The sequence below is a fragment of the Dermacoccus sp. PAMC28757 genome, assembly GCF_014302635.1.
GTDB classification, from domain to species: domain Bacteria; phylum Actinomycetota; class Actinomycetes; order Actinomycetales; family Dermatophilaceae; genus Dermacoccus; species Dermacoccus abyssi.
Map to the genome: position 1 here is coordinate 2347122 of NZ_CP060292.1, position 14403 is coordinate 2361524.

General features: G+C 63.8%; 12 protein-coding genes, 2 tRNA genes and 1 pseudogene. 6 read left to right on the forward strand and 9 right to left on the reverse strand.

Features of this window, described 5'->3' with window-relative positions:
* Nucleotides 1-9 precede the first annotated feature (9 nt).
* A complete protein-coding gene (locus H7F30_RS11200) occupies nucleotides 10-1464 on the reverse strand; it encodes a sialate:H+ symport family MFS transporter (protein WP_187035150.1) in 1455 nt (484 codons plus the stop codon).
* Between the two features lie 117 nt (nucleotides 1465-1581).
* Here H7F30_RS11200 and H7F30_RS11205 point away from each other — a divergent pair, with 117 nt between their 5' ends.
* Together H7F30_RS11205 and H7F30_RS14940 are read left to right on the forward strand one after the other, a co-directional pair.
* Nucleotides 1582-2091, forward strand: a complete 510-nt coding sequence (locus tag H7F30_RS11205; RefSeq protein ID WP_187035152.1) for a DinB family protein — start codon at nucleotides 1582-1584, stop codon at nucleotides 2089-2091.
* Between the two features lie 260 nt (nucleotides 2092-2351).
* On the forward strand, nucleotides 2352-2588 hold the full coding sequence (locus H7F30_RS14940) for a hypothetical protein (protein WP_227484656.1): 237 nt from the start codon (nucleotides 2352-2354) through the stop codon (nucleotides 2586-2588).
* Nucleotides 2589-2890: 302 nt separating this feature from the next.
* On the opposite strand, the gene H7F30_RS11215 is transcribed toward H7F30_RS14940, so the two are convergent.
* Genes H7F30_RS11215 through H7F30_RS11230 form a run of 4 tightly spaced genes read right to left on the reverse strand, consistent with a single transcriptional unit; the run spans nucleotide 2891 to nucleotide 9793 of the window.
* Nucleotides 2891-3160 carry a hypothetical protein gene (locus H7F30_RS11215; RefSeq protein ID WP_187035154.1) on the reverse strand — a complete coding sequence of 90 codons (270 nt, stop codon included), beginning with the start codon at nucleotides 3158-3160 and terminating at the stop codon, nucleotides 2891-2893.
* Nucleotides 3161-3187: 27 nt separating this feature from the next.
* Nucleotides 3188-5674, reverse strand: coding sequence for an AAA family ATPase (locus H7F30_RS11220; protein ID WP_187035156.1), 2487 nt, complete (start codon nucleotides 5672-5674; stop codon nucleotides 3188-3190).
* A 40-nt stretch (nucleotides 5675-5714) separates the two neighbouring features.
* Nucleotides 5715-9017 carry a DEAD/DEAH box helicase gene (locus H7F30_RS11225; RefSeq protein ID WP_187035158.1) on the reverse strand — a complete coding sequence of 1101 codons (3303 nt, stop codon included), beginning with the start codon at nucleotides 9015-9017 and terminating at the stop codon, nucleotides 5715-5717.
* Nucleotides 9014-9793: a hypothetical protein gene (locus tag H7F30_RS11230; protein WP_187035160.1), complete on the reverse strand. Its 780-nt coding sequence runs from the start codon at nucleotides 9791-9793 to the stop codon at nucleotides 9014-9016. Before H7F30_RS11230 ends, H7F30_RS11225 begins: the two co-directional genes overlap by 4 nt.
* A gap of 542 nt (nucleotides 9794-10335) precedes the next feature.
* Between H7F30_RS11230 and H7F30_RS11235 the strand changes: the two genes are divergently transcribed.
* Nucleotides 10336-11058 (forward strand): DNA-processing protein DprA, encoded by a 723-nt coding sequence (locus H7F30_RS11235; protein WP_255464789.1) that lies wholly within the window; start codon nucleotides 10336-10338, stop codon nucleotides 11056-11058.
* Nucleotides 11006-11368 carry a DNA-processing protein DprA gene (locus H7F30_RS14945; protein ID WP_255464790.1) on the forward strand — a complete coding sequence of 121 codons (363 nt, stop codon included), beginning with the start codon at nucleotides 11006-11008 and terminating at the stop codon, nucleotides 11366-11368. The genes H7F30_RS11235 and H7F30_RS14945 overlap by 53 nt, the downstream gene beginning before the upstream one ends.
* Here H7F30_RS14945 and H7F30_RS11240 read toward each other — a convergent pair.
* Nucleotides 11347-12126 (reverse strand): annotated as a pseudogene (locus H7F30_RS11240) (conjugal transfer protein); the annotation flags it as partial. The gene H7F30_RS14945 and the pseudogene H7F30_RS11240 sit on opposite strands and share 22 nt — an antisense overlap.
* Before the next feature lie 55 nt (nucleotides 12127-12181).
* Between H7F30_RS11240 and H7F30_RS15155 the strand changes: the two are divergent.
* Together H7F30_RS15155 and H7F30_RS14955 are read left to right on the forward strand one after the other, a co-directional pair.
* A complete protein-coding gene (locus H7F30_RS15155) occupies nucleotides 12182-12652 on the forward strand; it encodes a hypothetical protein (RefSeq protein ID WP_370562477.1) in 471 nt (156 codons plus the stop codon).
* Entirely contained in the window at nucleotides 12649-12924 is a 276-nt protein-coding gene (locus H7F30_RS14955; RefSeq protein WP_255464791.1) for a tyrosine-type recombinase/integrase, read from the forward strand. Before H7F30_RS15155 ends, H7F30_RS14955 begins: the two co-directional genes overlap by 4 nt.
* Nucleotides 12925-13132: 208 nt before the next feature.
* On the opposite strand, the gene H7F30_RS11250 is transcribed toward H7F30_RS14955, so the two are convergent.
* From H7F30_RS11250 to H7F30_RS11260, 3 genes are all read right to left on the reverse strand, one after another.
* Nucleotides 13133-13206: transfer RNA gene (locus tag H7F30_RS11250), tRNA-Pro, on the reverse strand.
* A 20-nt stretch (nucleotides 13207-13226) separates the two neighbouring features.
* A tRNA-Pro gene (locus H7F30_RS11255) sits at nucleotides 13227-13297 on the reverse strand.
* 107 nt (nucleotides 13298-13404) lie between these two features.
* Nucleotides 13405-14334, reverse strand: coding sequence for a DUF2207 domain-containing protein (locus H7F30_RS11260; RefSeq protein ID WP_187035162.1), 930 nt, complete (start codon nucleotides 14332-14334; stop codon nucleotides 13405-13407).
* Nucleotides 14335-14403: the final 69 nt, after the last annotated feature.

Sequence of the window (14403 nt, forward strand, 5' to 3'; positions counted from 1 at the left end):
GCTGCCGGTTCAGCCCGCCTGGGGTTCGATCCGGCGGATGGTGTCGTCGCCGTCGTCCGCGCGGACCGCCGAGGGCTTGAGCAGCTGCTGGAGCCGCAGCGGGAACTTCATGGCGACGAGGAGGATGACGATTCCCGTGAACGAGGCGGAGAGCACGATGATCGCTCGACCGAGCGACATCGTCTCCGCGAGCGCGGCTCCGACGACGGGCGACACCGCTCCACCGAGTGCGCCGACGTTGTAGGTGAAGCCGAGCGCTGCGGCGCGCTTCTCGATGGAGAACCAGCTCACCATCCACTTGGGCACGAGGCCGCCGACGCCGGCGCCGAAGCACTGCTGGACGAACAGCAGCAACCCGATGAGGGGCGCGTGGTCCGAGGTCAGCGTGAAGATCGGCCACAGCAAGGGTAGGGAGATGAGCAGGCTGCCCCAGTAGGCGCGAGTCGTGCCGAAGCGGTCGCCGGTGAAACCGGCCAGTATCGCACCGAAAGCCGTACCGAATCCGCTCCAGAAGAGGATGTCGCTGACTTCTCCGGGCGAGAGACCGAGGTCGGTCTTGAGGTAGGTCGGCAGCAGGGCCGTGATGGGCCAGGCGAAGAAGAACACGGTGAAGACCACGACCGTCACGGCAACGGCGGTGGGCCAGCGCTGAGGCTCGAACTGCACGAGGAACCAGACGAACACTGCCGTGATGACGACGGACATCGGTGCGACGGTCCCTGCGCCGTGGACGTAACCACCGAAGATGGCGAGGAGAACCGCGAACGTCGCCAGGGTGAGGAGGACGTTGAGAATGCGGTGCGGGCCGCGGTAGAGCGTCGTGAACATGTCAGGCGTTGCATCCACCCGGCCGGAGTCCTTCGCCCGGCGGAAGTCCTCCGGTTCGGGCAGACCACGGCGCAGCCAGAGGGCGAGCACGATCGGCACGAGACCGATGGCGAACAGCGCTCGCCAGCCCCACGCGGGCACCACGAAGCGGTAGACCTGAGCGACCAGCACTCCACCGATGGAGAAGCCGCTGATGAGGAAGGCGCTCGCCTTGTTACGCAGGTGCTGCGGCCACGACTCGATGACGTAGGTGGCGCTCGCGGAATACTCCCCCGCCATGCCGAAGCCGATGAGAAGGCGTGCGGCGAACATCATGACGTAGCCGGTGGAGACTGCACACAACAGTGAACCGAGGGAGAACGTGACGATGGCGAGCACCATGGCGTCACGGCGTCCGAGGGTGTCGGCGATGGCGCCGAGCACGAGACCTCCGAACCAGCGGGAGACGAACGCCGCGCTGATGAGGGTGGCGGCCTGGACGCCGTTGAGGTCGAACTCGTCGGCCACCTCGGTGAGGACGAGCGTGATGATGACGAAGTCGAAACCGTCGAGCAGGTACCCGAGCCACGCGGCCCAGAAGGACTTCCACTGCGTCGGGCTGACCTCGCGATACCAGGGCACGGTGGCAGCGTTCATGTGTGCCTCCTCATCCGGTTGTGCTGCTCAACCTTCTCCGGCACCTTATAGAGATTCGATGCGTCGCAGGCTGAATTCGCTCTGGGCACGGTGCCGGCCGAGCGTTAGGGTCGAAGCATGAACGGCATCGAGGTACTCAAGGATCTGGCGGGACGAGCCGCGGAGGTGGCGGGTTCCCTGCGGGACGTTCCGGCCGAGCGACTCAACGCTCACCCGGGGCACGACAACTCGATCGCGTGGCTGTTGTGGCATGCAGCTCGAGAGATCGACGTGCAGGTCGCGCAGCTCTCGGGCGAACAACAGGAGTGGACGCGAGGGGGCTGGGCGGAGAAGCTCGGCGTGGACCGCGGTGCGGACGCGATGGGGTACGGCGACTCCCCCGACCAGACGCGAGCCCTCGTGGTGAACGACGCGAACGCCCTCGTCGATCACCTCGAGGCCGTGACGGCTGCGCACGTGGCCTACCTCGACACCCTGACGGACGCGGACCTCGACCATGTCGTCGACGAGAACTGGGAACCGCCGGTGACCCGCGGCGCCCGCCTGGTGAGCGTCAGCGAGGATGCGCTGCAGCACGTCGGCCAGGCGAGCTACCTTGCAGGCATGAAGGATTCCGCCTTCGAGTGAGTCGCGTTCCGACGCGACGCCCGGTCGTCAGCGCACGTATCGTCGAAACATGACCATCAGCAGCCAGGACATCGACGACTTCTTCGGTCGCTATGCGGCGGCGCTCACGAATTTCGACGCCGGGGCCTCGGCGGACCTGTGGGCGACACCCGGCACGATCGTGGACGACCGGGTTCTCCGGCGTCCTCGACTCACGGGACGCGATGGTGTCAGGGCTCGAGCAGTCCTAGCCGGTCTACAAGCAGCTCGGTCTCGCGTCGGTGGCGTACGAGATCGTCGATCAGCGCCACTTCAGTGACCGTCTCGTCCTCGTCGCCGTCCGCTGGACGTTCTTCGACGCGAACGGGGACGCCCTCACGGACAGCAGCCCCTCCTACCTCCTGCGTCGCGAGGATTCCGGTCTGCGGGCGACCGTGTGCATCCAGACCGACGACATGGAGAAGCTGCAGGCACTCGCCGAAAGCCGCGGGGTGGATCTCGCGTCCCGCAGCGAGTGACTCTCACCGCGTCCGGCGAAACGAGCACGGAAAAGCGAGAGGGATCGCACGATGCGATCCCTCCCGCTGGCCTGTCGGGCTGACAGGATTTGAACCTGCGACCCCTTGACCCCCAGGCGTCCAAACGACTCTGACGAGGCCAGATTCCGCGTGATTCCGGGCGTCAGATCATGCAGAGCACGTCACGAGATGCATGGTTGGCGTGATTCTGGTCCCCTTCTGGTCCCCCGCTCGGCAGGCGACGATTAGGACCGGATCTGGCGCGACACGACTCGGGAGCGGGTCTTTCTCGGCGCGGCGGCCTATACGTGCTTGCGAATCCACTCCCAAGTGTCCTTCGTCAGCCAGCCCTGACGATCCTGGCCTGAGATGTCGACGACGAACAGCCAGCCACTGTCGTCCATCGCCCCTCGTAGGTGGGTGTACACGGCGTCTGCCGACTTGTTGGATACCACAATCCATGTGGTTTTCATCAAGTTTGCCCAAGTGCCATAGGACTTGATGCGCTCAATTAGCGACTCATAATCCTGCCCCGGTGCGTTCAAGTCATAAGTGACCAGGTATGCGCTCATGCTTTCTCTCCTCTCGAATTTGACCACTCACGCCTGGGAGACTGCCCCTGGGGCCGCGTCAACGGTTTCAGGCAAGCCAGCGTCGCTGGCGGTCCCTGGCGTTCCCTGTCCCGTGTCGGGACTGGGCGTGAAACTTACTGGCTCGTTGGCGGCTTTGCGCTTCCCGAGATATGCGAGTGACCGAAGAGCGGTGTGAAGCTCTTCAATGTCTTCGATGGCCTCGCGTGGGTCATCATCGAGGTGGAACCGAGGTCGCCATGAGCGCATCTCAGCCCGAACGTCTTCGGCTTCCTCGGAGTTGTCGAGTTGTCCAGAGATCTCCTCGATGAGCAGCAGGACGTGCTCGCGCGTTGCAGTGGAGACATGCTCTCGCATGAATCGATCTCGCGCGCGGTTGATACGGCTGGAGACACGTTCCACGCTCTCGGCGCGAACCGCTGCTCGCTGCCTGACACCGAGAGCCGTGAACAGCTGACGGAAGTTCGCGGCCAGGAGCTGACGTTCCTCCTCCTGCACCGCGTCGCTCGCGAGTTCTGCCAGAACACTCCGGGCAAAACCGATCTTGTTCAGTTCGAAGCTCTCCTGCCCCGTGAGCTTGCGGATGGCTTGCTCCAGAGCGTCGATCGTTCCTTTGGCTCCCGCTTTAGTCGGTGCTTCATCGAACACCGTGCCAGCGCTGAGTCCGAACGTTGAAATATCAACGTCGGGCACGAATTCAGCGCAGTAGCGGCTCGCAGCTGAGATCGCGATGTTGAACGGGATCAGATCTTCAATGGCGACCCTGCCGTGCGGGTTGTCGGTCGTGACGCCATCGAGTTCCGCGTCGGAGAGTTGAAGCACAAGGTCGTCGGCAATTAGCGGCTTGCGCCGAGCACCACCCCTACGAATTGTTGCCCGAGCTTCGTTGCCTGCCTTATCGCCGTCTAGGAGCGCGATGACTGCCGGCTGTTCAATGTCACGCCCTCTGGCTAGATAGATCAGATACGGCACTTGACTGACACCACCGGCAGGGACGAGCGTGATGCGATTGAGATCGAGCCTTTCGCGGTCGGGAGCGTTCTGGCGACCCAGCCAGCTTGAGATCCCCGCGAGCAGAATCTGATCAGACGGACCTTCCAGCATCAGGTTGCAGGTGCCGATGAAGGCGGTCTCACCGACGAAGCTCCCGAACGCAGATCTGAGCGGCTCGTAGTGGTTCTGCGCAACGCTTGCGACGATGCGTGTCCCCTCGTCGTGTTCGCCCTTTTCGAGTACTCGAATTCGCTCGGCATGGTTCTTATCGATCAGGAACGGTGAGTGGGTGACATAGAGAACCTGTACTGGAGCGCGGGCCTCGTCTTCCGGGTCCGCGAAGTCTGCGAACACTCTTAGGAGGTCCTGTTGACCTGAACTAGATAGAAAGCGGTCGGGCTCGTCCATCAGCAAAATTTCCGGTCGCCCGTCGCTGGGAGCCTCGTGGGCGAGGTACTGCACGAAGTAACTCAGGAAGTACTTGAGGCCATCGCTTCTCTCATCGAATCCGTAGGAGCGTCCAGTCCGATCCCGGATCATGAAGACCAAGTCGTATTCAAAGAGTGCGACAAACAACTCGAACTGACTGTCTTGCGTCCACCAGTGCGGGAAGTTAAGCGCCTTCGACAGCTCACTGTTGATCGTATCGACGATGCTGTTCGCGTACCCGTTCTTGGTGCGGACTGCGTTCTGCAACTCCACGAATTGGGAGCGGTCGAGGCCAGCGACCTTGAGCAACAGATCAGCAGCGAGATGGTACTTCTTAAGTTCTTCTTTGTCGATTGAGGTCGAGGTCTTGAAGGAAGACGAGATCTCGTTTGCCTGGCTGACAACGGAGTCTTTCGAGTCGAACCAGTTGGAGTTGTTCGTGACGGCATCCCAGATGCTTCGAAGCACGCTGCGTCCGACAGCTGCCGTCGCTTTGCCTGTGGCCAAGAACTCCAGTGGAACGCTATCTGGCAGGGGCACATCGGCGTCTATATTGAACGGCGCTGGAAGTCCAGCTTCGCTCAAGAGTGTCGGCTTCTTGATATGACTGGGTTCCAGCCACTGATCCCCGCGATAGGCGTAGAGACGAAGCTGCGGGGTCGTATTCATTCGGAATATGGCAACGCGATCAGTTCCACTGAGTCCTGTCTCGCCGGTCGCTTCCTCGATCGCCTTGATATCAGCCTCACTGATGCCTCGGAACTCGGCCCCGAACTCTGGACGAACGAGTGTCTTGTCCACGGAGAAGAACGGCGAGTAACGGCAGAAGTCGCTTCTCTCGTATCCTTCGCCAGTAAGCGCAGCGCGCACGGCCGCGAGCACCTGGCTCTTGCCTGACTCATTGCCGCCGACGACAGTAGTGATCTGGTCCTCCAGGCGCAGCCGCACGAACGGGTAGTGGGCTCCAGAAGGTGTGCTATCCCAGGGGTCAGGGCTGTAGTTCGGATTCGAGAGGCGCACGTAGTCATAGTTCAGCGAGCGAAAGAATCTTGCGTAAATGGCGGTGAGCTTCATTGCGTGCGCCTTTCGGTGCGTCAGATGGGAGCGGCGATCGCTATGATCCCGATTGGGCTTCTCTTGCTTGTGCGGCGGCGGTCCTGGTTCCGGGACCACCGGCACTACCTGACAGCACCTGCCATAGGTCCCGCAGGTCGGCTCCTGCCAAATCTGACCCTCTTGGAACGTGCCGACCCCAGTCAGCGTCGGAAAGTTGCGAAAGGAACTCTCGGGCCTCTGAGGGACGAAGGGCGCCTGAGTCATGGCTCCGTGCAAACTCTGCCCCGAGCGAGTTCGCAGCCGTTCTCGGGACTGAACTCATCCGCATGACGACGCCCGCCTCAGTGTTGACACCGTGATACAGCATGGCACCTAAAAGATTGATGCTTCGCAAATCGCTCTCACTCACGTTCTCGAAATCTATTCCGCTAGTGGGCAGCTTTGACAAGGCGGAAATACCCCACGTACCGGCAGTCGCAAGGTTCCGGTAGATAGCCTTAGTTGCTTCCGTGAGCGCGGCCGTTGGGCTTGATGCATCACCAAAGTATCGTTCGGCGATGGACTTGATGGAGACGCCCGCCACCCAATCAGCGGCGATCTTTGCGGCCCTGTCGCCGATTCCCTCGCCGACACCACTCAGTTCATCGATACTCTCTCTGATCTGCGGTAGCTGAAGCATGACCCGCATGAGGTCAGGGAGAGCGCTAGAGGTGACATCGCCAAACAGGCTGCCCGGTTGCCAATCGCTCGCGTCGAGCGACTTGTCCATCCGACGCATCTCGCCCATCGCTGAACGGATCCCCTCGGGAGTAAACCCCGTGCTGTCGGCAAGCGTCGTCGTCTCGACGTTCTGTGCAAGCTCCTCGGCGTATGCCCGCGTCGCCTCCAGCAGCCTCAGTCCCTTTTGCCGTTCAGCGGGGCTCGCCTCGGCCAGGGATGAGTATCCGAACGTGTTGCGCAGCAGCAGCTCTGTCTCAGATAAGACTGCATCTAGTTTCTTCTTCTGAGCGAATAGGTGCGCGACGTAACTGCGGAAGTCTGCCCATTGGTCGTTGTAGAGCGATCGTTCTAGATTCAGCAATCGACCGGCATCTTCAAGTTCGTCCAGGAGAACCACGAGCCTGGAAACAAGCGCTCCTGCTTGTTCCGACAAGAACTGTGCCAGCGGCTCTCTATCGCCTTCCTTGCTAGAGATACCGACAACGCCGATGCTGTCCTGGTCTACGCGGCCTGCTCTGCCCGCGAGGTTCCAGAACTCGCGAGCAGTCATGGGGCGGTTGAACTGGCCGCTCGGCAAGTTCCGGCTTGCGAGGAGGATGGATGAGACCGGGAAGTTCAGGCCCTGGGAGAGTCCGGTTGTCGCCACGAGAATCCGCAGTTTCCCTTGCTCGGCGAGCCATTCCATCAGTGCGCGGGTTTCGTCGGAGAGCCCCGCGTGGTGTACTCCGACCCGCCGGGCGAGCATTCCGATGAGGGCGTAGTCCTCGCTGATTTCTGCTGCTAGGTAGCGCTGCACCAGAGCAATATCCGGATCGTCCGCTTCTGGAAGCTCTCCTGAGAGTTCCTCCGCGATTGTCCACACCGTCGGGATTGTCGGGCATATCACGATCGCAGTCCCTCGCTCAGATAGGGTTAGCGCCGATGCGCCAGCGATCTTACTGAGACTGTTCTTGATACTAGAGAATGTGCGATCAAGTTGTGGAGCTTCACCAATCTGGTAAAGGCCTGAGACGTTCATCGATGAGCCGCTAGTCAGCATGGGTTCGAAAGAGAGTCGCCAATCCCTACCCCGCCCAGAGGCCGGAGCTACTGCTGAGACAAGACCGATTAGCCGATCATTGGGCTGCCAAGGTGTTGTTGCAAGACTGATGCTCTTACCAGTGCGCGGCGCTAGCCATCGGGCAAGGTCGTCGCCATTCGGCACATAAGGCATAAGCAACAAGAAGTTCGCCTGGGTGCAGTCTCGTTTGACCGTGGCTAGCAACAGCTCGATGCGAATACCTCGGTCGGAATCTTCAATGTTGTGCGCCTCATCTAACACCAGCAATGCGAGTGGGCGATCGATCGCCGCATTGCGTATTGCCAGGTGGAGCTTCTCCGGAGTTGCCACCAACACGTCAAAGGGAGACTCGTTGAGCATTCCCGCTTCGATTTCATCGATCTCCACAGCGGAGGTGAGCTCCTCAACCCGAACACCGCTCGGCCCGAGGTCACGCCTTAGCCGTCGAGTGATCTGCGAGACGAGCGCCCGTGTCGGCGCCACATACGCGACCCAGCCCTTGTCCTGCTTGAACTGGCTAATCGCCTGAACAATCTTGAACTCGGCGAGGATGGTCTTGCCCGCGCTCGTCGGAAGATCGACGACGACGGCCGCGCTCGCCGGGTCCAGAAGCCCCTGCTCCTGAATCGCGATGCGCTGCGGAGGCAGCATCTCGAACATGGATCGGTGCCGGGTCGCGGTTTCGACGATGCTCCGAATTTCGGGACCGATTCGGGTGACAGACCACAGTGCCCCCGCCACCATGCGTTGAGCCATCGCACGTTGCCACTGGAGCACCACTACGAACGCTGGATCAGCAGACTGCTGCGCCGCGGAAATCGCTCGGTCGAAGTGGAAGTCAAGTTGCGTTGCGATGTCCGCTGGCTCCCCTTGCATGAGGTAGGTGGCGACCATCTCGGAGAGCCTGGCCCAGTGGTACAAGGCCACGAGGCGCCACCCAGCTGCCTGCATTTCTTCGGGCCGCGATTGTGCACTGAAGAGAAGCTCCTCGTTCTGCCGCTGCTCTGCACGCAGCCGCGCCACGGTTTCTGCGACGCCTTCCAGGTCGTGCCATCCGTCTTTGCGAAGAAGCCGAGTCCAAATCTGCCCGAGGTCACTTAGAACGCGTGTGTCCCATGAGCCATCGGATTGGAAGAGTTCCGGGTTGACTTCGCGCTCGCGCATCCAGGCCCGGTACTCCGCCCAACGGTCTGAACAGTATGCGAGCGCGCCGAGCTGGAGGACTTGATGTACCAGCGCCTCCAACGAGTCAAGCTTCAACGGAAGCGCCCGAAGAAGAGCGAACGCCTCGTGGGCCGCGGCCTCCGCCACCGCGTCGTCTGATGTGCCCGAGTGCAACGACACCTGCGCAAGGGCCTCGATACCTTCGCTGGCGACAATCTCATAGGCGAAGGCGACGTCCTGAATGAGAGCCTCGGTCGCGGCGTCGTGAGTGCCTTCGCGGTGAAGCTGGCGGCCAAGGTTCGAGTCGACGTACATGGAGGCAGCCGCGTCGTGGGCCGCATTCACCCGGTCCGCGCCGAGGGCTTCGATCGCCCAGTGTGACCTGAGTCGGCTGATTGCTTCGCGGGAGATAGTCATGCCGCGGTCTCCAATACGACCGAAGCATCAGCGACCTGAGCCATTAGTTCGGCGGTCAGGTAGATCGCGACGAGCGCCATGCTGGTTGGTTCTTTCACGGACTGGGCAAGACTGGAAGCTCTGGCACGAAGATCTGACTGGTTTGGTTCGCTCGCATGTATGAGAACGCCGTAAATGACGACATCCAGGCTGTCCGCTAGGTAGGTTGCAAGCGCCCGACGAAAACTATCCAGCCACGGTTTGCCCACAGAGTTCATCGTCAGGTATCGAATTGCCCACCTGCTACGGTCGTCGCCCGCGTTGAGTCCGGACAACTGACTATGAAGCCCGTGGCTCCGGCTCGTCAGCAAGCCAGGAGGCCAGGCCTGCTGATGACTGGTCTTCACTTCGGCAAAGACGAATCGCACTCGATCGCTCACGTGGAATCCAATAAGGTCCACGCCCCCTCCGCTGCTGTTGGGGTTTCGCGTCGATCGACTATCCGGCCAGGGGAACTCGCATCCGACTTCCGTGACCAGATGGTGTTCGGCGAGCGCCTCCCCTACTCGCCATTCATCGAAGGAGTCAGGAGAAGTGAGGATGCTCTCCAAACGCTCGTTCTCGAAGTCGGTCTTTGCCAGGTCGGCGAGTGCCTCGCGTGCTTCTTGGACGCCAGTGTCATCTCGCAAAATCGATTGCACGCCAGGCGCGATGTCGGCGACATCCGATTCTTCAAGGAGGTGACCGGTCGCGGAGACTGCGCCGTGGTCGACGGTGTACGCCAGCGATCCGACCACTGCACCACCTCTCCCGTGCTCCCCACGCGCGGAAGGGTAGACTCCGCTGGCGCCAGTCTACCTGGCCCCACCGACAGACAGTCTCCCTTGCACCCGCGAGTCCTCGACCTAAGCAGCAGGAGCAGGCTGACGGGGCCGATCCAGAGGAACTTGAGGGCATTCCATACGAACAGCAGGACCAGCAGGTAGAGCCAGCCGGGGCCGCCGTCGTTGATGATCGTGGTGCAGATCGCCGCGGCGTAGAAGTAGACCCCGGCGAGCAGCCGGTTGGTGGGCGCGTAGCGGAGTACGCCGTAGCCTCGTGCGCTGAGCGCCACAGACATACGAAGCATTGCGGGCCTCTTTTCTCGTCATAGCGCGACGGTGTTCCGTCGTGGAGGCGGCTATGAACCGAGTGCCCGCGAGGGCCGTCCCGAAGGACCCGCGTAGTTTGCTGAACCTGCCTCGATATGGAGTCTACGACCGTCCTGTGACAGAAGGAACCCCATCTGCTGGTGGGCGCGTACCTCGTCGGTGACCTTGGAGCGGAGGGGACACCGATCATGGCGACGCTGGCGGAGCAGGTGCAGGGTGAGCGGATGGCGCGGATCGCGTTGTCGATGATCGCCGAGCCGAACGACTCGACCACCGGGTACGTCCTCACCCGTCACGGCGGGATCGAGACGCTGCGGCTGATCAAGTCCGGAGACGAGGTGCCCGGCCTGGCACGCGCCGACGTAGTGATGTGGCGCGAACGGCTGGCTATGCGGATCACGCCCGGCCTGCCGGATCAGGCAGCGCAGGCCGAAGGGTTCGGCACGCTCATCCCTGCCGACAAGGAATGGCCCACCGGGCTGAACGACTTGGGCGAGCGTGCCCCCTACCTGCTGTGGACGCGCGGCGCGGTCTCGTTCTTGACGACGGCGCTGAGCGATCGGGCCACGATCACGGGCGCTCGCGCTGTGACCTCCTATGGCGAGCAGGTCGCGGGCGAGCTGGCGACGGGTCTTGCCGATGAGGAACGGGTCGTCATCTCCGGCGGCGCCTACGGGATCGAAGGTGCCGCGCACAAGAGCGTGCTGGCCGCGAGTGGTCAGACAATCGCGGTCCTGGCCGGGGGGCTGGATCGCCCGTACCCGGCCGGGCACCACGAGCTGTTGAACCAGATCGGGGGATGTCGGGCTGCTGGTCAGCGAGCTGCCACCCGGAACAGCACCGATCAGGCACAGGTTCTTGGCTCGCAACCGCCTGCCGGCGGCGCTCTCGGGTGCGACCGTGAGCCCTGAGGCCGGTCCCGGATCCGGGTCGATGACCACGGTCATCGCCGCCCGCGAACTCGGCCGAGGCGTCGGCGCGGTGCCCGGCCCGGTCACTAGTGTCGCGAGCGCCGGGCCGAACGAACTCATCAAGCAGGGTCTCGCGTCGCTCGTCTCTCAGCCCAGCGACGTGATCGCCTTGCTCGACGCCGACCCGAACCCAGGGGCCCGAGGCTGGGCTCAAGTTCGGGCACCGATACCCGTCACAGGGAACGCCCGAACGCTCTCTCTGACCGCCAGTCTCGCGGCGGCCGTCGTTCACAAGGTCGGAGCGGGGTGAGCCGCGGCGCTCTGCCGCGCGGGCTCGATCTTCGTGGGCTCGATGGTGGCGGCTTGCGCGCGGTTGAGGGCGGCGCGGGCGCGGATGACGTCGCTCTTCTGGCTGGTGCTCTCCGGCGACGGGCCGAGCGGGGTCCGGTCGTCGGTGATGCCGTAGCGGTCGCGGTAGGCGGCGACGGTGCGGGCAGGGCGCCACCATGCCGCCTTCGGCTTCTCCCCCCTCGGTGCCTTGCCGAGGTCGGCCGTCCACGGTTCCGCATCGGTGAGAGCGGACCGGAGCACGGCGTCGGCGCGGGCGGCGATCAGCTCGCGGCGCTCGTCCAGTGCTTGCCGCATGTCGTCTGCCATCTGCCCGCCGGCGTGCGGGATCAGTCCGGCGATCAGTCTCGGGGGTTTGCGGGTGCGGCCTGATCCGGCGGGCCGGGCGGTGGCGCGGGCGACGCGGGCGTGGAGGGCGGAGGCGATGTCGTCGGCGTTGTCCAGGCTCCGCGCGGCGACCAGACGCGGGAGCAGCGCGTCGAGGTCGTGGTGGTTGGCTTCGGCGTGGCACAGCTCGGCCGACAGCGCGCCCTAGGCGTCGGAGGCGAGCACGTCTTCGATCTGCTCGGGGGTGAGCCCGGAGGCTTGCAGGAGGGTGGCCCTGCGATCGTGCTGCGCGGCCTGGGCGATGGTGTCGTACTCGGCCGCGAGCTGGGCGATCGAGCCCCAGAGGTCTTGCTCGGCGGTGATCGTCTCGTGCGCGGGCAGCTCGGCGCCGATGATCGGGCTGGTCGTCCTGTTCGGCGTCGCGCTGATCCTGGGCGCCGCTGGATCGGTGGCCGCGTTCCTGACCGGCACACCGCAGCCGGCCGGCAATCCCGCCTCCGGGGTCGGAGTCCTGTTCCGCCCCGGAGACCCCGGGCCGGCGCTCGACGCGGACGGCCTGAACCCGGTCGTCTACTGGATCGTCGCCGGGCTGCTCCTCGCCGGCCTCGTCACCGACGGCCTATGGGCATGGCTACGGCTGCGCCGCCACACCCACCGGATCGAAGCCGAGGTGTCCGGTTTGCAGGTCGGGGACGTGGACTTCGGCAAGATCCTCGTCGTGATCCGCCTGCAAGTCTTCCCCGGCAAGGGCGGCCTGGTCACCAAGCCGACCAAGAGCCGCGAAGAACGCCGCGTGCCGATCCTGGAACCGCTCCGGTCCGTGCTGGAACGCCTTACCGACGACAAGCAGCCGGAGGGCTCATTGCTGGTCGGCCCGAAGGGCGGCTACCTCACTACCCGACCGTCCGCGACGCCATGAACTGGGACGGCATCGTCGCGAAGCTGGGCCTGCCCGACCTCACCCGGCACGGGCTCCGTCACACCGGGGCAACCTGGATAGCCGACGCAGGCATCCCTTTGCACGTCATCCAAGACATCGTCGAACACGCCTCAATGGAGACCACTCGCGGCTATCTCCACCCCGACGACCGCCACCTCGCCTCAGCAGCCGAGCAGGCCAACGCCTTCCCCTTCGCCGCCGGACAGCGCAAGCAGGCCCGGCGCAGCGTCCCCTCGGCCAGGGGCCTGTGATGTGCGCCCGCGTCCGCGCGAGCAGCCTCGCAGTCGTTCTGGTCCCCTTTTGGTCCCCTTCTCCACAGGGGAGCGGGTCGAGGCGGTCTCGCTGTCCACAGGCGCCCGCCCGGCGCGACATCGAGGGGACCAGAGGGGGACCACCGAGAACCACCCTCGGACGTGAAGAAGCCCCGGTGAGAAACCTACTCTCACCAGGGCTTTTACGTCGGGCTGACAGGATTTGAACCTGCGACCCCCTGACCCCCAGTCAGGTGCGCTACCAAGCTGCGCCACAGCCCGTGGCATGGATTTTCAGTTGTTCGGGCCGACTAGAGCGGGGTAAACCCCTTGACCCCCAGTCAAGTGCGCTACCAAACTGCGCCACAGCCCGTTGCGCCCGAGAGCGCAAGCCCCGAAGGGCGAAATGAACCTTACACCACGGTGGCGGGCGCCTCACAATCGGGTGACGCGCGCCCCACTCGCAGGGGTCAGCGAGGCTCAGAAGTCGAAGATGTCCCCCGCGATGTCGCCGATGGCGTCACCGACGGAACCGAATACGTCGCCGAGGCCGCCGGCCATGTCGCCGAGGTCGAACAGGCCCGCACCGTCGCCGAGCAGATCAGCCAGTCCGCCGATGGCCTCGATGCCGAGATACGCAATGTCGTCACCGAAGAACAGCCAGAAGAAGGGGTCGGATGCCAGGCCGCCCATGATGTTGCCGTAGCCCTCGAGTTGGGCCGCCTTGGCGACGTCGCCGATCACCGACGCCCAGCGCTCTGTCAGCCCGAAGATCATGGCGTACGGCAGGTAGCGGCTGAACAACCCTGCTGCCTCTTCGTACTTGATCTGACGGGCCTCCGCCGTCGCGATGTACTTGCGGAAACCGAGCGTCTGGATGCGAACAGCCGTGCCGTCGGCCGTGCGCGGCGAACGGCCCGCGAGGCCGAGGAAACCCTTGCTGCGCGGGTCACGCTCGTACCAGCCGCGCTCCACCGTCTCGCGGTACAGCGAGTCCGTGATGTGCCGCAGTGGCCCCCGCAGCTGGCGCTTCATCTGCTCCAACCCGACGTACTTCACGCCGGGCGGGAAAAGCGCGTTGAGGAAGTCGGCCTCCACCTGCGTGATGATGTCGTCGCGCGGGAACTCGTTCTGCACGAACAACCACGAGTCATCCTGCTTGTCGATGCGAAACCACCCGCGAAGGGACAGATCGATCATCATGGCCCCGATGTCACGCGGGTCCACCTTGCCGTCGACCACGGTGCCCGCGAGAGCCGCGCTGACGCCCTTGGGCGGCGCGAACTGCACGGCTGCCTCGCCGGCCCACTCCTTGCGCCCCTTGACGCGACGGACCTCCCCCGTGCCGTCAGCCGGAGTGAGACCGGGCGTGACGCCGACGTACTCGTAATCGTGGTTCCAACCGAACATCGATGACCTTTCGTTCGCGGGGCGCTCACAGCCTAGCCACCGCGCCGATCCTCTGGCAGACCGGCTCAG